At 41.5% G+C, this 24,112-nt stretch carries 17 protein-coding genes and 1 pseudogene; 9 read left to right on the plus strand and 9 right to left on the minus strand.

The annotated features are described in order from the left end of the window. Window positions 1-128: 128 nt before the first annotated feature. Together NPUN_RS07640 and ctpB are read right to left on the minus strand one after the other, a co-directional pair. Entirely contained in the window at window positions 129-1,118 is a 990-nt protein-coding gene (locus tag NPUN_RS07640; protein WP_012408216.1) for a glycosyltransferase family 2 protein, read from the minus strand. A gap of 148 nt (window positions 1,119-1,266) precedes the next feature. After that, window positions 1,267-2,607, minus strand: a complete 1,341-nt coding sequence (gene ctpB, locus NPUN_RS07645) for a carboxyl-terminal processing protease CtpB (protein WP_012408217.1) — start codon at window positions 2,605-2,607, stop codon at window positions 1,267-1,269. 310 nt (window positions 2,608-2,917) lie between these two features. Here ctpB and NPUN_RS07650 point away from each other — a divergent pair, with 310 nt between their 5' ends. Continuing rightward, window positions 2,918-3,616, plus strand: coding sequence for a YdcF family protein (locus NPUN_RS07650; protein WP_012408218.1), 699 nt, complete (start codon window positions 2,918-2,920; stop codon window positions 3,614-3,616). A gap of 154 nt (window positions 3,617-3,770) precedes the next feature. On the opposite strand, the pseudogene NPUN_RS07655 reads toward NPUN_RS07650, so the two are convergent. Both NPUN_RS07655 and NPUN_RS07660 read right to left on the minus strand, forming a co-directional pair. After that, window positions 3,771-4,463: pseudogene (locus tag NPUN_RS07655) on the minus strand (ABC transporter ATP-binding protein); the annotation flags it as partial. Between the two features lie 5 nt (window positions 4,464-4,468). After that, window positions 4,469-5,536, minus strand: a complete 1,068-nt coding sequence (locus NPUN_RS07660; RefSeq protein WP_012408220.1) for a methyltransferase — start codon at window positions 5,534-5,536, stop codon at window positions 4,469-4,471. A 672-nt stretch (window positions 5,537-6,208) separates the two neighbouring features. Between NPUN_RS07660 and NPUN_RS07665 the strand changes: the two genes are divergently transcribed. The 3 genes from NPUN_RS07665 to NPUN_RS07675 are packed head-to-tail and all read left to right on the plus strand — an operon-like array spanning window position 6,209 to window position 10,642. After that, window positions 6,209-9,214: a two-partner secretion domain-containing protein gene (locus NPUN_RS07665; protein ID WP_052304564.1), complete on the plus strand. Its 3,006-nt coding sequence runs from the start codon at window positions 6,209-6,211 to the stop codon at window positions 9,212-9,214. Next, window positions 9,108-10,022, plus strand: coding sequence for a hypothetical protein (locus tag NPUN_RS44470; RefSeq protein WP_336884929.1), 915 nt, complete (start codon window positions 9,108-9,110; stop codon window positions 10,020-10,022). The genes NPUN_RS07665 and NPUN_RS44470 overlap by 107 nt, the downstream gene beginning before the upstream one ends. A gap of 41 nt (window positions 10,023-10,063) precedes the next feature. Continuing rightward, window positions 10,064-10,642: a Uma2 family endonuclease gene (locus NPUN_RS07675; protein WP_012408221.1), complete on the plus strand. Its 579-nt coding sequence runs from the start codon at window positions 10,064-10,066 to the stop codon at window positions 10,640-10,642. A 39-nt stretch (window positions 10,643-10,681) separates the two neighbouring features. Here the strand turns inward: NPUN_RS07675 and NPUN_RS07680 are convergent, their stop codons facing one another. The 3 genes from NPUN_RS07680 to NPUN_RS41635 form a co-directional block, all read right to left on the minus strand. Further along, on the minus strand, window positions 10,682-12,409 hold the full coding sequence (locus NPUN_RS07680) for a ShlB/FhaC/HecB family hemolysin secretion/activation protein (RefSeq protein ID WP_012408222.1): 1,728 nt from the start codon (window positions 12,407-12,409) through the stop codon (window positions 10,682-10,684). Between the two features lie 207 nt (window positions 12,410-12,616). After that, window positions 12,617-12,988 carry a hypothetical protein gene (locus NPUN_RS07685; RefSeq protein WP_012408223.1) on the minus strand — a complete coding sequence of 124 codons (372 nt, stop codon included), beginning with the start codon at window positions 12,986-12,988 and terminating at the stop codon, window positions 12,617-12,619. A 323-nt stretch (window positions 12,989-13,311) separates the two neighbouring features. Then, complete coding sequence (locus NPUN_RS41635; RefSeq protein ID WP_167315587.1) at window positions 13,312-13,464, minus strand: hypothetical protein; 153 nt, start codon at window positions 13,462-13,464, stop codon at window positions 13,312-13,314. Between the two features lie 338 nt (window positions 13,465-13,802). Here NPUN_RS41635 and NPUN_RS07690 point away from each other — a divergent pair, with 338 nt between their 5' ends. Beyond that, window positions 13,803-14,498, plus strand: a complete 696-nt coding sequence (locus NPUN_RS07690) for a response regulator transcription factor (protein WP_012408224.1) — start codon at window positions 13,803-13,805, stop codon at window positions 14,496-14,498. Between the two features lie 596 nt (window positions 14,499-15,094). Here NPUN_RS07690 and NPUN_RS07695 read toward each other — a convergent pair. Next, window positions 15,095-15,379 (minus strand): Npun_R1517 family heterocyst differentiation transcriptional regulator, encoded by a 285-nt coding sequence (locus NPUN_RS07695; RefSeq protein ID WP_012408225.1) that lies wholly within the window; start codon window positions 15,377-15,379, stop codon window positions 15,095-15,097. Window positions 15,380-16,260: 881 nt separating this feature from the next. Here NPUN_RS07695 and ndhM point away from each other — a divergent pair. From ndhM to NPUN_RS07715, 4 genes are all read left to right on the plus strand, one after another. Further along, window positions 16,261-16,626 carry an NAD(P)H-quinone oxidoreductase subunit M gene (ndhM, locus tag NPUN_RS07700; RefSeq protein WP_012408226.1) on the plus strand — a complete coding sequence of 122 codons (366 nt, stop codon included), beginning with the start codon at window positions 16,261-16,263 and terminating at the stop codon, window positions 16,624-16,626. 512 nt (window positions 16,627-17,138) lie between these two features. Then, window positions 17,139-19,424: a protein phosphatase 2C domain-containing protein gene (locus NPUN_RS07705; protein WP_012408227.1), complete on the plus strand. Its 2,286-nt coding sequence runs from the start codon at window positions 17,139-17,141 to the stop codon at window positions 19,422-19,424. 276 nt (window positions 19,425-19,700) lie between these two features. Continuing rightward, a complete protein-coding gene (locus NPUN_RS07710) occupies window positions 19,701-21,281 on the plus strand; it encodes a CHAT domain-containing protein (RefSeq protein ID WP_012408228.1) in 1,581 nt (526 codons plus the stop codon). A gap of 147 nt (window positions 21,282-21,428) precedes the next feature. Next, on the plus strand, window positions 21,429-22,076 hold the full coding sequence (locus tag NPUN_RS07715; protein WP_012408229.1) for a hypothetical protein: 648 nt from the start codon (window positions 21,429-21,431) through the stop codon (window positions 22,074-22,076). A 342-nt stretch (window positions 22,077-22,418) separates the two neighbouring features. Here the strand turns inward: NPUN_RS07715 and NPUN_RS07720 are convergent, their stop codons facing one another. Continuing rightward, a complete protein-coding gene (locus NPUN_RS07720; protein WP_012408230.1) occupies window positions 22,419-23,789 on the minus strand; it encodes a PrsW family glutamic-type intramembrane protease in 1,371 nt (456 codons plus the stop codon). Window positions 23,790-24,112: the final 323 nt, after the last annotated feature.

Consider the following 24,112-nt stretch of genomic DNA (forward strand, 5'->3'; position numbering starts at 1 on the left):
TTCTCGTTTTCTGTTAAGCCAAGTAAGTATGGCTACACCCGCTGCGCGAACAAAAATCAGAGCAGGTTCCTATATGAAATGTTGATATGGAAGGAATTGCAGTTATCCTGGCAAACTCCCTAGTATTTTTACAGACGATCAATTATCTTGGCATTTTCTGGTAATTTGGAGTCTTGTTGCCCAGCAGTACGTGCCCTCGCTGTGAACAAACCAATGGGAGTATTTAATAAATTTACAAGGGTGGCTTGACTCACGATGCCTGCGCCGGGCTGCGTCAACGCCTTTTTAATATCTCGTGGTACTTCCTTCAATAACCAACGTGCCAAACGATAGCCACATTCTTTAAGTGTAATTTCTCGCATCAAATCTACGCCGTGTAGTTCGTGCAGATAGCGATTTGAGCGTCCATAGCGCCGCCATTGGCTTTGCAGTTCCTTAAGTGTGGCGCGGTGGCGGTGCTGAACGATCGCATTTGGGGCAAATTCCAAACGCCCGATGTTTTCCCCCAAAATCCGCCAGCAAATATCGGCATCGCCACCAGTGGTAAGATAAGGACGAAATAAACCCGCTTTTTCTAAGGCAATGCGTCGAATCGCCAAATTAGCGGTTTGTCCATAAGGACGAAAGGCATGGTTAAGGGTATGCTTTTGCGACAAAGTTTCTTCACGGTCTGCGTGTTGTTCTAGTAGAGTTGTACCTGGTAGCGGCAAAATTTCACCAGCGACAATTACTACTTCCTTATTGACAAAAGGCTGAATTAATGCATCTAACCATTGAGGTTGTGGGCGACAATCTGCATCGGTAAAAACTATAATTTCGCTCACAGCAGCACGAATCCCGGTATTACGAGCAGCATAAGAGCTTTGAATTTGGTTTTCGCTCAAGGGGCGAATTGTAATTGGGCAGTTTACGGCAGATGTTTTGAGGATGGTGAGAGTGCGATCGCTACTGTTATTGTCTACCAATAAGTACTCTAACCGGTCTTTTGGGTAAGTTTGAGATAACAGACAATTGATTAACTCTGGTAAATCCGCCTCACCGTTATAAATAGGAACAACCACCGATACCATTGGTAAAGGGCTGGTGGCGGTGGTTGCATCAACTGGCTGATGATTCATAAATCTGAGATTTGAGAGATGGGATTACTAACTAGTATTCCCAAACCGAAATCCTAGAACGGTATATTAAGCAGTTTTCGTAACTCCAAAAATCTGGATTTGGGAATACTACTATATAAACACCTATGAAGAAATCATTTACATCAATCTAAAATTTCAGGTTATCGGCGCGGCTCATGGGTCGAGTGGGCTGATTTGCTGGCGGCTGGGCGAAGTTGTTATTTGATAAAATGGCGATCGCTCGGGCATATTGCGGATCGCTCTTAGTTCCGATTAAATCTGGATTAGAAGCTAACTGCCGCTCTTGTGCCTCTGTCAAGTCTAGCTTGACATCTGGGGCAATCCCTTTATGGTTAATATCTGTTCCCGCCGGAGTGTAGTAATGGGCAATGGTGACAGCCAAGCCGGAACCATCTGCAAGTTCATGAACTGACTGCACTAGCGCTTTACCAAAGGTTTGACCACCTACGACTACTGCCCGCTTATTATCCTTGAGTGCCCCTGTGAGAATTTCACTAGCACTAGCTGAATTACCATCCACTAATACTGCCAAGGGACGATTTGTTAGAGCAGTGCGATTAGCTTTAGTTTCTTCAGTACCGCCCACACGGTCTACTGTTTTGACAATTCCGCCGTCATTATACCACATCCGAGCAATTTCAATACTCGCTTGTAACAACCCGCCAGGATTTCCCCGCAAATCTAAAACATAAGAATCAACTTTCTTAGTGTTCAAATCGCGAATGGCTCGTTGCATTTGATCTGCGGCGTGGGCGCTAAATTCCCGCAAACGGATATAACCAACGCGGCGATTTCCTTCTTGTCTGAGGGTATAACGTACTGTTGGTACTTCAATACTTGCTCTTGTCAGTTTCAATTCAAAGGCATTTTGCCCTGCTCGTCCCAGTCGGAGTTTGATGGGAGTACCTGCTTTGCCACGAATTAACTTGGAAGCGTCATCCACTTTCATTTTGAGAGTGGATTTGCCGTCAATTGCCAAAATTTCATCGCCTGCTTTGATCCCAGCTTTCAGTGCTGGAGAATTTTCTATGGCTTCGACAACAGTGAGGCGCTGAGTTTTTTCGTTTACTTCCATCCGAACGCCAATACCAGAGACTTCCCCAGATGTTTGACTAGTCAAGGCTTCAAACTGTTTGGGGTCCATGAATCGAGTGTAAGGATCTCCCAACTTTTGTAAAGCTTCGCGGATGGCAGCATAAGCTTCTTCCCGAGAAGAATAGTCTTTGCTCAACAGGCTTTGTCTAGTTGCTTGCCAATCTTGTTGATTAAATTTGCCATCAACATACTCATGATTTACCAGTTGCCAAACTTGGTCAACTATCGTTTTTGGGCTGTCTTGTAGAGCTAAGGCGGCACGGACACCACGAGTCCAAGCGGAGCCGAATACAGACATCGTAGCAGTCGTAGCGATCGCTCCACCAATCAAGGCTACTTGGAGCGGTGAGTAACTTTTCGCAGATTGGTTCATGTATATTAACTGGAATAATTGTGTTGTTGACAGTTTAGCAATCAGGCTTTCCAGAAATTTTTAAGTTTTTATACCCCAAACTAAGCTATGCTTTCTTCATCATTTTTATCGTTGTAATGATGCCGAAGATACTGCATTATTAACAACCATTTCTCAGTTTGTTAGCCGTCTCCGGAAGGCTATACTGAAGATGTGACACTTTGATTAGCGTCATGTTTGTACTGATTCATTACTTTTATAAGATAGCACTTTGATCGCTTAATTGCAGCCTTATTAGACAGCTATTAAATCAGGTTTTCTTACCGAAGTCATGAAACGTAAATTTACCATCAAATCGTTAATTTCTATTAAAAAAAAATTTGCTAATCTGTGGCAATTGTTACAAAAACTAACTGGTGTATTGTACTTTGTCTTAGGCACTTGGCTGATTTTTACTACTATAACCTTAGTTTTTGCTTCTTCACAGCCAATAGATGCGTTCTTAGTGCTTGGTGGCAGTATTCGTCGAGAAACTTATGTGGCCCAACTGGCAAAACAATACCCGCAAACCCCAATTTTAATTTCTCATGGTTCCCCAGACCCCTGTATATGGTTAATTTTTCAGCCGGAATTAGTAGAGTTACAAAACGTTTGGTTAGAAAAGTGTGCGAATTCTACCTTTGAAAATTTTTATTATGGTATTCCAATTCTCCGGCGTTGGGGAGTGCATAAAGTCATGTTGATTACTTCGCCAAGTCACTTACCCAGAGCTAAATGGATGGCACAGATTCTCTTGGGCGCTCATGGTATTTGGGTAGAGCCTGAAATTGTTGAGGAGTCGGGTATTCCTGGCAATAGTGAATCTTGGGGCAAAACTGGATTAGATTTAACGCGTAGCCTATTGTGGGCAATTTTAAGTCAAATTATTCAACCGGAATGCTCAAATGTGACCAAGCTTGCCGATGTAGATATGCAAGCTTGGGAGCATAAAGGTTTTCATTGTGAACACCAAGGCGGATTGGGGAGATGAGGGCGAAGTTTAGTTTAAAGGGTGAAGGAACGAACCACAGAGGCACAGAGAACACAGAGTTGGAGAAAAAATGAGATGTTTAAGGGCTTTAGTCCTTATTTTCTAAGCACTTAAGTGTTTGGTACAAAATCTAGAAACTAGCTTGACTGAAATACTAATTCCTAGAACCTATTTTCACACTGGTTTTGATATTATTTACTAGTTGTAGAGAATAAAGGTTTGCATATACTCCTTTTTGCTCCATCAATTGTGTATGTATACCTTGTTCGATGATTTGTCCTTGCTCAATGACTAATACCTTGTCTGCGTTAGTGACGGTAGCCAGACGGTGAGCGATGATAAAGCTGGTGCGACCTTGAAGTAAATTAGCGATCGCTTGTTGAACTAAGTTCTCTGTTTGGCCATCAATGTTACTAGTTGCTTCTTCCAAAATCAAGATGCGCGGGTTTACCAAAACTGCGCGGGCGATGCTGATTAACTGTTGTTGTCCTTTGCTGAGATTTATCCCCCGTTCTCCTAATTGCGTTTCATAGCTTTGGGGTAAGGTCAAGATAAAGTTATGAATATTTGCAATCTTTGCCGCCGCTTCAATTTCTGCTGTTGTTGCTTGGGGATTGCCAAAGGCAATATTTTCGGCAACGCTATAGCTAAAAATCATGGTGTCTTGTGAGACAACGCCAATTTGACAACGTAGGCTTGCTTGTGTAACTTTTCGGATATCTTCTATATCGTCAATTTTTATAGCACCGCCTGACACATCATAGAAGCGGGAGAGTAGGCTAATTATAGTAGTTTTTCCTGCGCCAGTAGCTCCAACTAATGCGATCGCTTGTCCTGGTTCTGCATTAAAAATTAGGGTTTACGACCAGTGATGATGCTCCAGTAACTCGAAGCTGGTTTAATTTCAATGTCGATAAAACCTGCTTGTTCCAACATCATTGACAATTCCTGACCTGAATATTGTTGACCTCCCAGCTTTAAAGATATATTCAAATTTTTAGCTGCTACTGGGAAAGGGCCTGTTTTTTGCTCATTAAATAGCATCTCATGGAGGATAATCCGCCCTCCAGGTAATAGGCTATTGAAGCTTTTTTTTGTGATAACTTGACATTTTTCTTGTTGCCAATGATGATAAACAGCACTATAAAAATGAAGATCGCCTACGGGAAAAGTATCACTCCACATATCAAACTCTTGTGTTGCAATCCGATTCTGTAAGCCATAATGCGTGATAAATTCCTGAGCTATTTCGCACACTGTAGGTAGTTCGAGAACAACGGCTTGCAAATTCGGCCATTTTAACGTTGCACCAATTGAATGAGCCGCCGAACCTCCACCAATATCAATAAACAATTTATATTCAGATAAATCAATGAGTTCTGGCCAAATTAATGCAGCCGCCATACTTGGCCCATGCATACTAGAGATAAAACCACGGATAAGTTTAACATTATTACCAAAGGTGATGGTACGCATAAAATCATGATTTTTAACCAAAGATTCCATCACTTTTTTGCCAGGGTAATTATTGGTAAATAAAGACTTCTTTAAACTATCAAATGAGGATATATGCTTACGTTCGTCAAATATCATCATTTCTAATAAAGCACCGAAATATGTGGGACTACTTTTGACCAAATAGTCTTTGGCAAGAAGAGTAAGTGAATAATAATTATTTTCTATTTCTAATAATTCAATAGATGCAAGAACTGCTAAAATAGCTTCTGCTGGGCGTTGAAAAATTTTTAATTCATTACAAATTTCTGCTAAAGTGCATGGTTTTTGAGATAGGAGAGGGAATAGTTTGATGTCATAAGCAACGAGCAATACTTGACGACCTGTATCTGCAAAAAGGAGATTCCATAATAACAATTCGTCAGTTTTGGGTTTTTGAATTGTTATAGATGTATTTGTATTCATGATTTTTTGGATGTGTTTGATGAGTTAATTGGAGTTTTAGGTCCTATCTGATATTTTTGAATGAACCGCAAAGGCACAGATAAGCCAGTGCATTGGGTGGGTTCCTTGGCTTGCAGCAACTATCACTACGCAGAGAGAAGAATGAAGAGAGGTTTTAGCGAATAATTTAGAATTGCTAGATTTATCTTAACTCTGTAGGCAAAATTAGAATTTTTTTGGATGTACTAGTAAATTATTCGTCACGGAAAAATCGTTTTATCACTTTACATATAGGATTTTTTAGCAGTGAATTCCAAAATTTAATTGTTTGGGGATCTTGTAAATTGCTATTTGTTGAGAGCAGAATCAAAGAATTTATTTTTCTGTTATTTTGTGACCATTTTTAACTACAATGTTGGCTTTCACTATATCACCTTTTATGGGGTCGGTAAGTCCATAAATAGCAAGGGACTAATTAGCATTCAGTAGTTTTACTGTTGCCGATGAGTTACACAATATCCGACATCTTCATGCTACGCATCGACTTTTTCTGCTTGTTTGTGTGCAGTTTTAATACCTGTATAATGCAGAAATGCGATCGCACCATTGCAGAAAAGTGCATAATTAACGTTGTTAATGATCCAAAGGTGCAGTTCTATTAGATACTCAAGTAATCTATATAAATAGCACCCAATGACGATCAAATACGAATTAAACAAGTGTTTGCAGTTCGGATTGGCAGCGTTGCTGGGCTGCTTAAGTGTAAGTTTCCTCACTAGCAAAACCCAGGCACAACAAAGCAATATCGTGCCTGATAACACACTTGGGGCTGAGTCCTCTCAAGTTATAGGCAACTTTCAGGGACTACCCATAGAAGTAATTACAGGTGGTGCAACTCGCCAAAGCAATCTATTTCACAGCTTTCAAGAATTTAATATCAGCGAGGGACGAGCAGCGTATTTTTTCAGTCCTAGCGCAGATATTCAAAATATTCTGGCACGGGTGACAGGTAATAATCGTTCAGAAATTTTGGGTACACTCGGCACATTTGGTAATTCTAGCCCGAATTTATTTTTGATAAATCCCAATGGGATTGTGTTTGGGAATAATGCCAGTTTAGATGTGCAGGGTTCATTTGTGGGGACGACTGCGAACGGTTTGCAGTTTGGTAATCAGGGGGTTTTTAGTGCGACAAATCCCCAAGCAGTGCCATTGTTGACTATTAATCCTTCAGTATTGCTGTTTAATCAAATCCAAGCAAATGGGGGAATAATCAATCAATCCCAAGCACCCGCAGGGACAAATCTCATTGGACAAGATGTTACGGGTTTGCGAGTTGCTGATGGTAAAAGTTTGCTGCTTGTTGGTGGAAATATCAATATTGATGGCGGGAGTGTTCGCGCTTATGGCGGAAATGTTGAGTTAGCAGGTTTGGCTGCACCGGGAAATGTGGGATTGAATATTGCAGGTGATAATTTTGGTTTAGTTATACCTGAGAATGTAGAACGCGCCGATGTTTCGCTGAGTAATGGTGCAGAAGTTAATGTTCGCGGTGCGGGTGGTGGGAATATCACAATTCAGGCTCGAAATGTAAATTTAGTTGCGGGAAGTATATTAAGAGCGGGAATAGATAGAGGCTTAGGTACTCCTAATAGTAAGGGTGGAGATATTACTATTAATGCTACAGCAGATACAACATTAATAGATGAAAGTGGGATCGCTAACGTAGTGCAAGAAGGAGCATTTGGTAATGCTGGCGATATCAATATTACAACTGGGACATTAACGTTAGAAAAGACTGGACTAATTAATGCTAATCTCTACGGACAAGGCAATGCAGGAAATGTAAATATTAATGCTCAAGGTGATATCAGTTTTCGTAACTCAAGACCAGGGGAAGCTAACGGAATTGTTGTCAAGGTAAATGAAGGCGCTATAGGTAATGGTGGAAAGGTTACTATTAATACCAATTCTTTAGAAATAAATGATGGGTCGCAAATTCAAGGTAGCATTTATGGAAAAGGTAATTCTGGTAATATCATCATTAATGCTCGTAATAATATTTCATTAGATGGTAATAAAGGTAATATTTTTAGCCGGATTATTAATTATGTGCAACCCACTGCTGAAGGCAATGCAGGTAATATTCAAATCACAACAAGTACCCTAAAAATTACCAATGGAGCCTTTATTAGTAGCGGTACCAGTGGCAAAGGGAACGGTGGTAATATCAGCATTAACGCCCTGAATAACATAGTCTTTGATACTAATAGCACCGCTAGTAGTGATGTTTTTAATGAGGGGGTAGGAGTAGGTAACGGAGGAAATATTTATCTGAAAACAGGTTCCCTCTCGTTAACTAACGGTAGTCAAATATCAACAAATGTATTAGGGCGAGGTAATGCTGGAAATATTACTGTCGAAGCCTCTAGTAATGTCAAGCTAGATGGCGTTTTCATTGACGCGGGGAAGTTTTTCCTTATTGACTTGGATTACGATCAGTCGAGTGGTTTGAAAAGCAACTTAAATAGTGGAGGTGTTGGGAAAGCAGGAAATATTCAAGTTACAACGGGATCACTTTCTGTTACTAATGGTGCCACAATATCTACCCTTACTCCTGGAGTCGGTAATGCAGGAAATATCACTATTAATGCCCGCGATAATGTCACAGTTTCAGGTTTTGGGGGCAGGGCAAAATCTGGCAGTATAGTGTCAACTGAAAGTGTTGTTAATAATGCAATAGCCAATGGTGGTGATATTCGCATCACTGCAAGTAATTTACTATTTAAAGATAGCGGACGACTAAATACTAGTAACTACGGACAAGGAAATGGAGGTAATATTTTTCTTGATGTTGGAAATACTATTACTTTTGATGGTGTAGGCGGTAATGGAAAATCTAGTAGTGCATTTACGGAAGCATTCAATGGTAACGCCGGAAATATTCAAATTAAAACAGGCTCGCTGTTTTTAACAAATGGCAGTGGGATATATTCTTCACATCAAGAAGGAAAAGGTAATGCTGGAAATATCACCATCAATGCTCGTGATACTGTCAAAATTGATGGTGTTGTAAAGGATGTAACTTTGAGTACTGGCCAATTCGATATAAGTAGCGGTTTATTTAGTTATTTGCTGAGTGGTGAAGGTAAAGGAGGTGACATCGAAATTACAACAGGATCACTTTCCGTTACTAACGGTGCAGTCATTGCTGGAGACACAGATGGACAGGGAAATGGAGGTAATATCAGCATCAACGCCCGCGATACAGTAACTATTGATGGTGGAAAAAATGGTTTAGGTGCTTTCGTAAGCACTTCAACTGCAAGTAAAAGCACGGGGAACGCTGGTAATATAGGCATCAACGCTAGAGAATTATTTCTAAAAAATGGTGCTACACTCGGCGCTTTTAGTAATAGTTCTGGTAATGGTGGTAATATCTTTATCGATACACGCGATGCCGTTACCTTTGACGGAACCAATGGTGAAAATCTACCAAGTGCGGCATATACTTTTACTCGTGGAAGCGGGAATGGTGGAAATATTCAGGTTAAAACAGGGACGCTAACCTTAACCAATGGTGGAGTAGTCAATGCTAGTACTACTTCTAGAGGCGATGGAGGTAATATTACCATTGATGCACGCGATCGCATTTTTATTGACGGTATCAGTACCACAGGTTTTTCTAGGTGTTTTTAGTACAGTCAATCAAGACGCTGTGGGCAATGCAGGTAATATTAACCTGACAACAGATTTTTTATTTTTAAATCGCGGGGGCATCAGTTCAAGCAGCTTTGGGCAAGGTAAAGCTGGAAATATTAATATTAATTCTGTTTCTACAGCACTTGATAAAAAAGCATTTATTGAAGCAATAACTAACTCTGGCGATGGTGGAAATATTAATTTAACTGCTAGCGATCGCTTAATATTGCGTAACGGTAGCCAAATTTCGACCACCGCAGGTACAGCGCAAGCAGGTGGGGATGGTGGTAACATCGACATCAATTCAAGATTTATCATTGCCGTCCCCGAAGAAAACAGCGACATCGCAGCCAACGCCTTCACAGGAACAGGTGGGAACGTCAAAATTAACTCGCAAGGTGTTTTTGGTATTGAGTCGCGTCCAAAGCCAACCGAGAAAAGTGATATTACTGCCAGTTCGGAATTAGGTGTTGCAGGTGCGATCAACATTAACGCACCCGATACCAGTTCCATCCTAAACAGCTTCACCGAATTATCCCCAGTCATCGACACCAATGCACTCATCGCCAATAGTTGCATTTCACGTGGCATCAAACGACAAGAAAACTCTTTTACCATAACAGGTTCTGGTGCTTTGACCCCTAATCGTCCAGGGGTTTCGGTTTCTACCTACACAACTGGAGAGGTGAGAGGTGTAGAAACTACATCCCGTCTCTGGAAGAAAGGCGATCCGATTATTGAACCACAAGGATTATATCGGCTGAATAATGGACAGTTGCTATTGAGTCGAGAATGTTCTAATTAGTGTTGATTCGCTAAAATCAAAACAAACTGGAAAATCTGACTATGGTAGCCATCCTCCAGCAACCGCCAAAAATGACCATCGAGGAGTATTTTGCATGGGAACTCCAGCAAGAACTTCGTTACGAATATGTCAACGGCGAAGTTTTTGCAATGACAGGTGGTACAATTCCCCACAATGATATTGCACTTAACTTTTACAGAGTCTTATACCCACATTTACGGGCTAGAGGTTGTCGAGTGAATGTGTCGGATGTGAAAGTACAAGTTACTCCTCAAAGTCCTTATTATTATCCTGATGTTATCGTCAGTTGCGACCCTCAAGATCTAAATGCCCGCAAATTTATTCAAAACCCGAAAATTATTGCCGAAGTTCTCTCCCCCAGTACAAGCGAGAAAGATAGGGGTGAAAAATTCACCAATTACCTGAAAATTCCCTCTTTACAAGAATATTTATTGATAGATTCGGAAAAAATTTCCGTCGAACGCTACTGTCGGGGAGAGGGCAAAATGTGGCTTTATTATCCCTACACTGAGGGAGATATGATTACCCTATCCAGTATCGAATTTGAGTTAGCGATCGCACCACTGTATGAAGGTATTATTTTTGAAGCAGAAGAATAGCTTGATTTATAGTGCGATCGCTTTTTCTGTAAATGTAGTTCAAAACGGCTGATAGCGAACTGAAAAATTAAAGCCATTATCTTGCAGTGAACTGCCGCGATCGCTTGTGCCCATAAATGGTATACCATAGTCTGCACGCAATACCAAACCATTTAAAGGTTGCCAGTTCAAGCCTAAACCCAGGCTAGCAATGGTTTGTGGATCGGCATTAATACCGCGATTGTTCCAAGCTGTGCCAATATCAAAAAAGGGTATTAGCTGTAATGTTTCCACATTCGATGCTAGGGGAATACGAACTTCCACACCTCCAACTATTCCATTGTCAGCAACAAGTTGATTTTGACTATAGCCGCGCACTGTATCTACTCCGCCAATACTGATTTTTTCGAGCGAAAGTAAGGAATCAGGAGTAAGTTGAGTGTTAACTTTGGCCAACATCAAAATGCGGGGAGATAGCCGTTGCACCCATTGAAATTGTCCTAACCAGGAGAAAAAACGCCCATCAGTACCACTATCGTTGATGGTTGGATCAAAAGCATCGATGCCAAAACTAAATTGCGATCGCGCCGCTAAGACACTGTTAGCATTACGTTGTAACCAATCTTGCGAAAAGCGAATTACCGTAACTCTTGATTTTCCATCTTCGGGGCCTTCAGTAAACGAGAAGGGAATATCATTGAGGATGTAGGTTTGACTGCGCCGTAAATCGAATGCCAATGAGAGAGCAAATTCGTTGTTTGGCGTGTGGGTTAGCGGTTGACGGATATTAAAAGAAAGGGTTTCGGCTTCGCTGCGGATATTTAAATCACGAAATTCGCTTTCAATAATCCGGCTAGCACTGTTACTATAGCGGACACCAATAGTTCCATCTAGGGCGTTAAAGGGAATAGAATAATTGATATTGTAAATATCTAACCCTTCACTACCAGCATATTCAGCACTGAATTTATCTCCAAACCCTAATAAATTATCGTGAGCAATAAAAACACTCCCTTGTTCTGAACCAACGCTAGGTGATTGGTTATTTGCAAAGTTCACCCCAGCATGGAATGGTGGCGATTCGGTAATTGTCACCTGTAAAATATTGCTACCTGGGGTGCTACCTGCGGTTAACTCGGCATTGACTCGTTCAATTACGGGGTCAAGTTGTAATAATTGCAGCGCTTCTTCGAGACGTTTTTGGTTTAAAGGCTTACCCGCCAGCCGTGCAATCCGGGAACGCACGTATCCAGCTTGCAATCTTTCTAACCCTAAAATGGAAATTCCTTCAAGTTCGCCTTCCACAACTTGGATTTGCACAACACCGCTAGCGATATCTTGATTGTTGGGAATAAATGCACCACTGCTGATATAGCCATTATCAACATAGAGTTTGGTGATTTGCGATCGCAGTTGCAATAATTGCTCAAATGTAATGTTTGTATTTTCTAAGGGTTGTTTTAACTTGGTGATTTCATCTTTTAAAACAGAATAGCCTGTAATTTGGATTTCTTTGACAAAGAAACTTTCGCCGCTAGGAAAAGTGGTATTGGGTTGATTTTCCTGTTGGGGTGATAGGAGTATAGGAACAGGTTGTGCAGGCGGTGTAGGAGCAATACTTGGTGATGGTGATGGTTGAGGAATGGTTTCTTCCACTTTCCCTGGAATATCGGGGGGAATTGTCACTCCAGATGGGGGTGTCGATTGGGCAAATACTGCGATTGGAGTGATGTTTATGCAGGAAAATAATATGAAAAAAAGCTTTTGAAATCGAAGGTAGGAACCCATTGTTTATATAATCTGTAAAAGATAGTGTCTAGTGCTATATCCGACTTCTGTTTAATAAGTAATCAAGCAGACATGATACTAGTAGAGCCTCTGTAATTGTGTTCCCAGACCTCAGCGTGGAAGAGAATATTATTTAATTAAAATACCATAATAAATTTCTTGATGATTGCACTTTTATGCAATCATCAAAATCCCATTGGAAAATTCCTAATATTCTTGATAGTCGCCTCTATGACCGTAAAAAGTTATTCCATAGGTGCTGCAAAGATTAGCTTGACGCATGAGATCATAAGTGCCATCGCTATAAATGGCTTTAACGTCATAGGTACATTGATTGCTGCTATTGCCAAATGTAATCATGTCAAATGAACCGTTAACAATATCTGAATTGAGAATATTATTACCCCAATATCTAGATTTTGCTGAGGATACATATAGTTGAGTAATTTCTAACTCATTGTTGTTGTAAACCAAGAAATCACGGATATCGTTTGCAAGAGCATTCTGACTTGTTAAAGGTACTATTGGAAATGCTAAAGTTGTTACTAAAACTGTATTGCGAACTACCTTAGAAAACATAATACACCTCTCAATCTGAATTAATAAAAGTTACAAAAATTTCATCAGCAATGGTTGACAAATTGACGATTTTTGTCTTTTTCGATTTATGAACCGTTTCTTTAATACTCAGATTAAGGGAAACGACTAGGAAATACATTCACCTTTTATGCACATATACGTGCCTAATTTGGATGGTGCGATCGCATAATAGTACGTGCTATTTTGCAGAAAACTGTATGTAGTATTTTGTAGGGTTGCCAATCAAAAATATAAATATGTCTCACGCAGTCGTTCCCGCTTTCTTCGCTCGACTTTATCCAAAATTAAGAACTCGGTTTTCTTTATCCGGCAAAAACCCTGGCTTTTTGGCAGATACTTTTTCCACACACAGATTCTCGATGACGAAAACTATTGTCTGTATTCTCTTCACCGCCGATGGTAGCTAAATGATTAGCAATAGTAGCGATGTCTAAAACAGGCTTACGCCTAGCCACCAGCAAAATTTGGCATCTGGCTACTGGAGACAGCCTTGCTAGACTAGAGAATCATCAAAATTGAGTACAGTCAATCAGTCTGAACTACGGCGAGCAAACTCTCCTCAGTCATAGCCAAGATTAAACAATCAATTACTGGGATATTGCGACAGGAAAATGTTGGTAAACTTTCCAGTCAGCCCGTCCTTATGAAGGGAGGATAATTACAAAGCTAAAGGGTTGAACGAGGCCAAGATGTCAACTATAGAAGTTTTAGGGGCTGTAGAGATGAATTCAGGATGTTCAATGACTGTCAACTTTCGCTAAATTGGAAAAAGGAAAACTCAAGGAAATCTTAAATGTCAGCACAATTGTTACTGGTGGATGATGAACCAGGGATACGGGAAGCCGTGAAAGACTATTTGCAAGAGAGCGGTTTCAGCGTTCAAGTCGCCAGTAACGCCCTTGAAGGTTGGGAATGGATGCAGATGAATACACCTGACTTAGTGATATCCGATGTCATGATGCCCCAGGTGGATGGCTATCAGTTCCTCAAGCAACTGCGAGAAGACCCCCGCTTCCAAGCACTGCCAGTAGTATTTTTAACTGCTAAGGGTATGACTGGCGATCGCATCCAAGGCTATCATGCTGGTGTTGATGCTTATTTACCCAAACCCTTCGATCCTGATGAGTTAGTGGCTATAGTCGAAAATTTGCTAGCCCGCCGCGCTGCTAAGACTACAACTACAGGAGATGACGCTGAAACACCCGATCTTGCTGAACTAGCCAATCAGATTGCCCAAATTAAAGCATTATTAACCCAAAGAAATGCCATTTCCCAATCGCCAGCCCCTTTTAAAATTGATTTGACTCCCAGAGAACAAAGTGTTTTAAACTTGGTCGCTGAAGGGTTGATGAATAAAGAAATCGCCCGTCGTTTGGAAACTAGCGTCCGCAATGTAGAAAAGTACGTCAGCCGTTTATTTAGTAAAACTGGCACTAATAGCCGTACAGAGTTAGTTCGCTTTGCTCTAGAACACGGTCTGGCTAAATAGGTATTGTGGGCAAAAGAGGCAGAGGTGCAGGGGGCAGAGCGCAAGGGAGAAAATCAATACTTCTTCCTCCTGCGCTCCCTGCTCCCCTGCTTCTTCCTTATCTCCCTCATCTTCCCCTGCTCCCTTACTCTTAGGTAATTGGTAATAGGTAACTGGCTGTCAAACCATAACCTAATACTGGTAATAGATAAAACATAAGTATTTTAGCAAATCAGGCACTTAGCTAAAGTAAAAAGCTAAAAGCAAGGTTATTTATGTTTACTTTGGTCTTTTAGGTTTTCATTGGATTCGCGCCTGTTGTGCAATTCCCCATCTGTAAAGACACAGGTTTTTCTTCCTGCAATTTTTGATAAAAACTCGGTAAAATGCACCCGGCTGAGTTGGCTCTCAGATTCTACCAGTACCCTTTGCTACAAAGTTTTTTAATAGAGGAAACTGTTCCTGGGACTTTGCGCTGCTAAATAAGACTTTCACAAAGTAAAAATCACAAGATTTGATGAATTCTACTTGCTGCTTAGTTTTTATTGCAACGGGGCTATGGGATCAACATTTGATTTGATGCCCAATTCATGCTTCTTACTACTTAAATTACACATTTAAGTAGGTGGATTTTCAGCAGCATTACGCAAGCGCATAAGCTGACGGCGCATTTGAGGTGAAGCTTTAAACTCAGACACTTCCTGCGCTTTAACGGACGCTTGTAGCGTCTCTAGAAAGTCATCAGAACCTTCGGTTAAAGCATCAAGTAGCACTTGTAAGAGTTGCTCGCGATCGCTCAATAGACTCTTTTCCTCAATCAACCGGAATTTGAGATGGATTTCGCACTCATAAACACCTACTTCGAGATTATTTATCTGGCGTGGTAATGCTTTGGAGTTCATAGCTATTGAGATTCCTTTACTTGGTTGTCATGAGCGTAAGGAGGTAGATGTCCAGCAAAAATTCTTTATATCTCTTTTGAATCCAAAGTGCTTGAATTAAGAATTTTTCTTCATCAATCACTTTTGTAATCCATTTCACTCTCCTGTGTTTTATTTACAAGCTAAATTTTCACTGTCTAGATTTTGATGTTCCTGTGCCAGATGTAGCTTATGGTAAGCCATAACTATTATTCAGTTTTTAAGATTCTACACAATAAAGTTTCTGTAAGAAGTTGTTCAACCTTTTTAAAGCTTTTTACATCAACTTTATGTGAACGTCAATAACAGTTGGACTTGTTACTTTAATTTTGGTGTTTATACGTAAGTAAAATTGCTTGATTTTTTTGAACTTATTAAAGCCAGAGGTCGATGTAGCACTATTCAGTGAAATTACTTGATGTACGTTTTTTGCAATAGAAAATTCAGAAGATATTCGTCAGCAGAATTATTAAGGTAAAAACTTTTGTTCTCCATAAAAAAATGTACACAGATCAAATTATTCCTTGTGAATGCTTCACCTTACTGGCTTTGAGGCTTTATGAGTAAGAAAACCCTAGCATTAGTTAAGATTCACACACCACTTTGACTTGTTTGTATACCCTAAATAAAAAAGTAATTTTTACAGAAAAATAATTGCACTACTGTCAGTACTAGCTGCTAAATGTGTCTTGAACTCATAACAGAAGTAGTAAGTTAATTCAGTACAGGTGATATTTTTACTTATGCCCATTCAATATACTCTTTTGAAACTGCGTTCAAAGCTTGTAAATTGAGAGCATTCAAGCTTGAATATAGCGTTTACAATAATTTCAGTGTAATCCACCCAAATCTTACACCCTTTTATGGATAACCCCATGCTGCTCAAGTCCACAACCCGTCATGTCCGCATTTTTGCAGGCGAGATCGACCGGGATGGCGACCTAGTTCCAAGTCAACAGGTCTTAACGTTAGATATTGACCCAGATAACGAATTTAACTGGAATGAAGACGCGCTGCAAAAAGTTTATCGAAAATTTGATGAACTAGTAGAAGCATCCAGTGGCGCAGACCTCACGGACTATAATTTGCGCCGTGTGGGGTCAGACTTAGAGCATTATCTGCGATCGCTCCTGCAACTCGGCGAAATCAGCTACAATCTGTCTGCCCGCGTTACCAACTACAGCATGGGAGTCCCCCAAGTTGCAATTGACGACAAACAAGTAAGCTAAAAAGTTGCTAGGAGTCTGGCTGAACCCTTCTGACAATTCAGGAAACTCATCAGCAAAAGCCCACGAAAATCCCCTTTCCCGACGTAGGAAGGGGGAATTCATGCGCTACTTTTGCCAAAATTATATTTGCTATTCTTAATTCTTAATTAAAGTTAATTGTTGCTATCCTACTTATAAACTAAATAAATGCCAACATTCTCTGCCTCTTGATGATGCGATAATTCAGCAAAAGCTTGGGGCGCAGTTATGCTTGGGTTATGCTTTGTTAACAGGGTTGGAGCTAGTTGCTTTGGCGATTGAGAGTCACAGAGCAATAGAAGCTATGATGAGGCTGGAGGGTTGACTTAGGAGCGTGTTTTTTAGATAAGTTAAGTATTAGCACCTGCTGATATCCACCAGCTAAAATCATCATCTAAAGTCTGGGTATGTCAATTTTAAGAAAGATGAGCGGTCTAGATTGTCCCTACTAATGCTGTTAAAGAAATTGCCAATCGCTGATCGGTGCGAAAACTATGGAAAATGACGCGGCAACGCTCTACTGTCCAAACGAAAATTGTCAGGCTGCCAACCCCCTGACTCACAAGTTTTGCCAGCGATGTTCCACGCCCTTACCCAAAAATTATCTCTGGGCTGTGGTAGATGGCCCAAGTGTGGGTAGCCCTGGAGAAATATTAGCCGATCGCTATTTAGTCGTTGATAAATTTATTCTTTTAGACACGAAACCTGGTTTCTTAGCGCTAACACCTGAGTTAGAGAATTTACAGCCTCTAAGAGCTTACCTGAGACTCATTCCCTATCGCTTACATGTACCACAGGTATATGGAGTGATTTTTATAGCTGACGGATCTTCTCATGAAAGAGAAATATTACTCTTAGAAAAACCGCCACTATTTAAACCGCCACTATTAGTAGATGACACAATCCAAGTGTATTTGGGCAGCGAGTTAACCACCGCTTGGCGTGATGCAACATCGATGCGCCAACTCAATTGGTTATGGCAAATAGCTCATCTGTGGCAACCTCTGGCAAGTGAAGGTGTCGCTTCTAGCTTGCTTGACTCATCTGTATTACGGGTAGAAGGATCGTTAGTCCGGTTGTTGGATTTGCGTTTCGACAGCGAAATATCACCAGAATTGCCACAGTTAGGTGAATTTTGGCAGCAATTGGTACATGAAGCCAAACCAGCCATAACTGAATTTGTTGAGCAGGTTAGCCTTTCCTTAATTCAGGGAGAGATTAACTCAACTGACCAATTGATTACAGTTTTAGACCAGGGACTGGCACAATTAGGGCGATCGCAAACGCCCACGATCAAAATTATCACCAAAACTGACACTGGCCCAAGTCGCCAACGCAACGAAGATGCCTGTAGCCCTCCCAGTGGAACTCTGATCAGCAAACCACCCCAGCCAACGGCTTTAGCAATCGTCTGTGATGGCATCGGTGGCCACGAAGGTGGCAATGTCGCCTCAAATTTAGCCATTGAAACGATCCAGCAGCAGGTACAGCAACTAACAAAAGTTCCCTACGACCACATAGACCCCTCACTACTGCTTAATGACCTAGAAAAAGCAGTGGCAATTGCCAATGACAAAATTAGTCAGCGCAATGACAGTGAAAATCGCCAAGGGCGGCAGCGTATGGGCACGACTTTAGTCATGGCATTGCCTGTTGCACACGAAATGTACATTACCCATGTAGGTGATAGTCGTGCTTACTGGATTACCCGCCAAGGCTGTTATCAAGTTACCCTTGATGATGATGTCGCTTCCCGTGAGGTGCGGCTAGGCTATGCCATTTACCGCGATGCTGTACAACAAAGTTCTGCTGGCTCTCTCGTCCAGGCTTTGGGTATGGGGCCCAGCACTTCACTGCATCCCACATCGGCACGGTTTATGCTCGACGAAGATGCTATTTTTCTGCTCACATCCGATGGTTTGAGTGATTTTGATCGGGTGGAGGAATACTGGGAAACAGAAATTTTGCCGATTCTACTTGGGGAAGGAAACATCGCCAATGTTGCCGATAGATTAATCGAAATTGCTAATACTAAAAACGGACACGATAATGTCACCATCGCTTTAGTCCATTATCAAGTCCAATACTGGGAACCAGAAATTACCATCAAAGCTTTCATTCCAGAGAGTTATTCTGCCAAAACTGTTGATTTTGCATCCAGGGCAGCAGATGCAAGCCTTTTAGGTAGCCCAAACCACAAAACTCAGGTGATTCCCGATACTGAGCCTGCTAAAAATCGCCAATTACCGCTACAGTGGATTGTTCCTTTAATATTTGTGGTGATAGCGGGCTCTTTAGGATTGTTCGTGAAGGAATTGCGATCGCCATCAGGCTTATTTCCATTTCTTCCCAATCCCACACCAACTCAAAAGCCTACCACCCAAGCAACACCCACAGCGCGATCGCTTGATAACCTTTCTCCTGGCTGGGTAATTCAAACCAACAAGGAAATCCCCTTGAGAAATAAACCATCGCTTCCCCCTGGAGCATTTTTACAAGTTATCAACACAAATCCAAATCCAAAATCTGGTTCTGGAAATCTTTCGGTTTCTATGCGAGTCTGTCCAAGTAAAAACACGCCAACTCCAGCTAATACTAATAAACCAGCAGTAACTTCCTCAATTCCACCCAATTTGAAACCTTTACCGGAAACAGTATTGCTGGAGTTATCCCAACTAAAAAGCTTTGGTGTATCTGTTTTACAATCAGATGTACCAAATCCCTGTGCAACCGTCACGCAACCGCCAGCTACTCCATCAGCTGACACCAGTCCAACTTAATCAAATACTCGATAAACTGGTAAAAACCTGGAATAATAACAAGTAACAATCAAAGTAAAAAACTTACAAGGTCAAAAAATAGAAAATTTTCACCTTGAAGAATTGTTATTTTAAATTATCAAGAAAGGCAGGAGGACGTTCGGCGATCGCTCAGTCGAGCCGCAGAGGGCAGTTCTTCCTGGAGGAAAACTACCTGATGTTCGTAGACTCGCTACCACTGCGCTACCCTACCTCCTGCCTCCTTCCATTGTTTTTAGCTTTTAATTTTATGAATCCATGCCATCCCTGAATTTGGCGATCGCCCGTCTCTTAAACACTGGCACTGACAACTTCGCCATTTGGGTGGTCAAGGCTCCCTATCCCAGTGGCTACGTTTTACGTGACTGTGTATGGCCTGTTGAACTCAATCAAGTTTGGCAAGAATGGCAGCAGATGTTTGCTGGCCATAGTCAGCTAGATATTTCCCCAAACTCAACATCTCAAAAGTCGAACCAATTCTCCATAGATTGGATTTCGCCCCCTTCTGGTCAAACCACTGGGCCTTACAGCAGTCGTCTGATGCAATACTTGGGAATGAATTTATGGCGCTGGGTATTTGACGGGCAAATTCTCGGTAGTCTAGAACGCAGTCGCGGGATTGCTATGGGTCAGCATACACGTTTGCGCTTTCGGCTAGAAATTCGTGAGCCGGATCTCATCGCTCTGCCTTGGGAAATTATGCAGCGTGAGCCTGGCCAATCGGCAATGTCTCTCTCCCAAGATTTGCTATTTAGTCGTACCAGCAGTGAAGTTGACCCATTACCGTATTTGCGAACTGACCAAGCTTTAAGTATTTTGCTCGTTTTAGGTCATGATGAAAAGCTGCAACTAGAACAAGAAGCGGCTATTTTACAGCAAAGTCTTGTAGATACACCTGTGGGTGGTAATTCTCAAAGATATGCACCTTGTATAGTAAATAAACTTATACAACCAACTCCACAAGAGTTGATTCAAGAATTAGAAACCAAAGCATACAACGTTTTCTTTTACGCTGGACATGGTTTGCCAGGAGCAGACGGAGGATTACTGTTTTTACGACCAGATATGCCCCTGAATGGGATCGAATTGGCGCAAGTATTGACCCGTACAGGTGTGAAACTAGCACTTTTCAATGCCTGTTGGGGCGCACAACCAGCTGCTATCAATCATCAAGCCATACCTGCCAGTAGTTTAGCCGAAGTACTAATTCGTCATGGTGTGCCTGCTGTTTTGGGGATGCGCGATGAAATCGCCGATCGCGAAAGCCACAGTTTTATTCAAGCGTTTACCGAAGCTTTGCGATCGCACAAACCCATAGATGAAGCCGTATCACTGGCTAGACAAGAGTTATTAACACTGTATAAATTTAATCAACCAGCTTGGACTTTACCTGTTCTCTACCTGCATCCAGATTTTAATGGCGAACTCATTAAGAATCTAGATGAAGGTATTACCGAACTGCCAGACACAGCCATTCCTGATGTCGGTTCACCGCTTCCGACTGCTTCGTTGCGATCGCTCACTCCAAAAGGTAAAACCTGGTTGTTGCGTTATGGAGTCACCCGCATCGGCCGCACGAAAGATAATGATATTGTCATCGCCGAACCATCTGTATCCAAACGCCACGCCGAAATCTTCTGCCGTAATACTCTTACTGATGCTACATTGGTGCGAACTTATTATTTGCAAGATTTTTCCACATACGGTACAACCTGGTTTTTAGGCCCTAATGGATGGCAACAAATCCTCCGAGAGGAAGTACCACTGAAATCGGGAATGCAGTTAAAGTTTGGAAGTGCTAGAGGCGAAACCTGGGAGTTTATTATTGAAGACTCCTAGTATAGCTATTGCAGAAATGGATTTTCATGTTTAACATCAGCTTTTAAAATCTATTTTTTCCAGAGAAAAAATCAACTGTTTTTGCGGAAATCTCTTGTGAGGAATTGTAGTTGTCAATACCACCAAATAATCGGGAGAAAATAAAAAATGGCTAAAAAAATTAACGGCTCAGACACCTTCTCTTCTTCGCCATCTCAAGTAGATTTAGATTTATTAGAAGCACTACTAGAACCAGACGATGCTACCTATCCCTGGAATCCAGCTGATGAAGAATCAGAAGCTTATTTTCATGAATTAGAACAACAGTTCGGAATGCAAGATTTGCTTGAGGAAGAACTGACAACGCGATCGCAAGATTTTTATAACAATCTAGACACACTTTGGTCTAATATCTCCCTTACGTCAAGCTATAATAACAATCCCCAACAGGCACTAGTGCTGAATCTTCAAGAAACACTACGTAATACTTTTGCCGCCTGTGTCCCCCAAACATTGCTCAATACCATCGCCCAGAAAGCTGCTGAGATTTTTGCTGTCCAGCAATCAATGGGTGAACAACTAGTTGAGTGCGTTCAGACAGTTTTACCAACTTGGGGAACTGAGGATCTTTTAGTTTTAGCTCGTCCTTTTGCTTACGCTATGCGAAGTAGCGAATCGAAAAACGCGGCATCTGCCATAAGTAATCTTAACAATAGCGAGTGGACAGCTTTATCAGAAGTAGAAAAAGCAAAGGTCACTTTAGCGATCGCTTCTTATGCTTTTACTCAACTCAACCAGTCTCAGTCTGAACTATAAAATCGGGAATAAGTGACAGTTGATCGGTAACGGGCAATAGAAAAAGTAGAGAAAGCCAAAATTTTCATCATCCGCTGTGTTCGCATAGCCCACGCTTTGTAATCGCTATACGTTTAGAGTCATCTCTTGCAAAGATGTTGATTTACATTCCGCAGAGGCGCAAAAAAAGAATCGAAAATCAAGACTTTTGCAAGAAGTTTAATGATTTTTATTTTTTAGGCATAGTTATCCCAGAGTAAATTTACGGTATGCTTATTTTCTAACTAGGCCATCTATCCAAAGATATAAATATTCAAATTATTCCCTTGCTCCTCTGCTCCCTGATTCCAGTTTCTTCATCTCTTATTTTGGGCCGAGAAATCGGGTAGCGAAATTTTGCGATCGCGTAGGTGATAGCGCCCGTGCCTTGAGAATTGCCGCCATCAAAAAGGCGTAAGATAACACCCCAACAACTACCAACAGCAAGGCATTGATAGATCCTGTCGCATTCCACAGAGCGTGGAGTGCAGCAGCACTAAGATAACCAATAGAAAGAATTTGCCAACTTCTACTGGGCTTGAGAACAGCCAATCCGATAAAATAGCCCAGGTAGCCACTATAAGCCATGTGTCCTGCTACAGAGCCTAAAATTCTCGGAATTAGCAGTTGTAAACCCGCTAGTTGACCAGCAGCGCCTATGCCTACCTGTTGTGCAATATCGGGCACATATTGTCCAAGAGTTTCCAATAGAGTGAAGCCTACAGCAGAAGCCGTTCCCAGGAGAATACCATCTAGGGGTTCCCAAACGCCGATCTTTTCCCGCCAAGGTGAAGATAACATTCTACCAATGGCAAACGCCCCTAACACAGGTAATGCCTTGAGTAATTCCTCCATCAACCCAGCACCAAAAAACATCCGTACCAGTAACTCTGTGAAGGTGGTCGATTCTTGGGGTGAGGGCAAGTTTCCAGGAAGAATACCGCGAAACACGAAAATAAATAGATCCAACAGTGGACTGAGTAAAATCAACGTTGTACTCAATGCCGCAGCCATTAGCACCCACCAAGGCTTCTGTTTACCGCAAAGTTGGTAAACAAAATAGTAGGCAGCGAAGGCGATATAAGTTGCAACGATAATTTGATTAGCTTGGGGCTGACCGACTGTAGCAAACATTAACACTACAAAGATTACGGTCAGTATTCCCGGTACAAGGTAAGCTTTTCGAGTTAAATCTTTACCAGTGGAAATAATAGGGAAAAGCTGAGTGAAGCTAACAGAATCTGGCTGCTTTAATTGGGTGTGGCCGTGGTAATTTGTTGCCGAAGGTAATGGTGTAACTTGGTTAACTGTTGTGGCCGGGGCTTGGTAAGTAAATTCGTACTCAAAAACGTATTGCGGACCATCAGCACCTAGAGAAATGCGATCGCCTGGGTGCAATTCCTGACATTCATACAAGCGTTGTCCATTCAAATAAGTGCCATTAGCACTATTTAAATCACAAAGTACCCAGCTGAATTTGCTATCTGGCGATAAAGAGAGGGGACGAACCACCGCATGACGACGAGATACCATCCGGTACATCATGGCATCCAAGACAACTTGGCAGCTGGGGTCGCGTCCAATTACCATCTCTTTGCTGGGGGGCAGCGAGTAGCGAGATTCTGATCCAGAAGCTGCCCCATTACCAGACACTAGCCGCAGAAATGCATTATGTCTTGCGTTTTTGCCTGTCATCGAGTTAGTGTGCGTTTCTAAACTAATTCTTCTTCATATAATTTGGCAGCAGGACTAACCTTAGCCACATTAACAGCAGCATTGCTAAATCCACTATAGCTTCACTTACTGCTAAGAAATTTAAAATTCTAGAAGGGAAATTTCAAATTGTTTCACCTAATGTTAATAAGTATTCCATGTACTGAGAGTTTGTCCTAAATGGGCTTGTCATGCGGATGAATCAGACTATATGATTTGTCTGCTTTTGACATCCTAGCGGTAAATTTCATCCAAAGCAATTTATCAAAAAACAGTAATTTTTACTGCATTTAGTTTCATTTAGA

This window comes from Nostoc punctiforme PCC 73102, from assembly GCF_000020025.1.
Classification (GTDB): domain Bacteria; phylum Cyanobacteriota; class Cyanobacteriia; order Cyanobacteriales; family Nostocaceae; genus Nostoc; species Nostoc punctiforme.

What these genes read in the sequence shown, in the direction of transcription:
- ctpB (WP_012408217.1), bottom strand. Translation starts at nt 2,607, where the DNA reads ATGAACCAATCTGCGAAAAGTTACTCACCGCTCCAAGTAGCCTTGATT.
- NPUN_RS07680 (WP_012408222.1), bottom strand. Translation starts at nt 12,409, where the DNA reads ATGGGTTCCTACCTTCGATTTCAAAAGCTTTTTTTCATATTATTTTCC.
- NPUN_RS07675 (WP_012408221.1), top strand. Translation starts at nt 10,064, where the DNA reads ATGGTAGCCATCCTCCAGCAACCGCCAAAAATGACCATCGAGGAGTAT.
- NPUN_RS07715 (WP_012408229.1), top strand. Translation starts at nt 21,429, where the DNA reads ATGGCTAAAAAAATTAACGGCTCAGACACCTTCTCTTCTTCGCCATCT.
- NPUN_RS07685 (WP_012408223.1), bottom strand. Translation starts at nt 12,988, where the DNA reads ATGTTTTCTAAGGTAGTTCGCAATACAGTTTTAGTAACAACTTTAGCA.
- NPUN_RS07690 (WP_012408224.1), top strand. Translation starts at nt 13,803, where the DNA reads ATGTCAGCACAATTGTTACTGGTGGATGATGAACCAGGGATACGGGAA.
- NPUN_RS07660 (WP_012408220.1), bottom strand. Translation starts at nt 5,536, where the DNA reads ATGAATACAAATACATCTATAACAATTCAAAAACCCAAAACTGACGAA.
- NPUN_RS07650 (WP_012408218.1), top strand. Translation starts at nt 2,918, where the DNA reads ATGAAACGTAAATTTACCATCAAATCGTTAATTTCTATTAAAAAAAAA.
- NPUN_RS44470 (WP_336884929.1), top strand. Translation starts at nt 9,108, where the DNA reads ATGCTAGTACTACTTCTAGAGGCGATGGAGGTAATATTACCATTGATG.
- ndhM (WP_012408226.1), top strand. Translation starts at nt 16,261, where the DNA reads ATGGATAACCCCATGCTGCTCAAGTCCACAACCCGTCATGTCCGCATT.
- NPUN_RS07640 (WP_012408216.1), bottom strand. Translation starts at nt 1,118, where the DNA reads ATGAATCATCAGCCAGTTGATGCAACCACCGCCACCAGCCCTTTACCA.
- NPUN_RS07710 (WP_012408228.1), top strand. Translation starts at nt 19,701, where the DNA reads ATGCCATCCCTGAATTTGGCGATCGCCCGTCTCTTAAACACTGGCACT.
- NPUN_RS07705 (WP_012408227.1), top strand. Translation starts at nt 17,139, where the DNA reads ATGGAAAATGACGCGGCAACGCTCTACTGTCCAAACGAAAATTGTCAG.
- NPUN_RS07665 (WP_052304564.1), top strand. Translation starts at nt 6,209, where the DNA reads ATGACGATCAAATACGAATTAAACAAGTGTTTGCAGTTCGGATTGGCA.
- NPUN_RS07720 (WP_012408230.1), bottom strand. Translation starts at nt 23,789, where the DNA reads ATGACAGGCAAAAACGCAAGACATAATGCATTTCTGCGGCTAGTGTCT.
- NPUN_RS07695 (WP_012408225.1), bottom strand. Translation starts at nt 15,379, where the DNA reads ATGAACTCCAAAGCATTACCACGCCAGATAAATAATCTCGAAGTAGGT.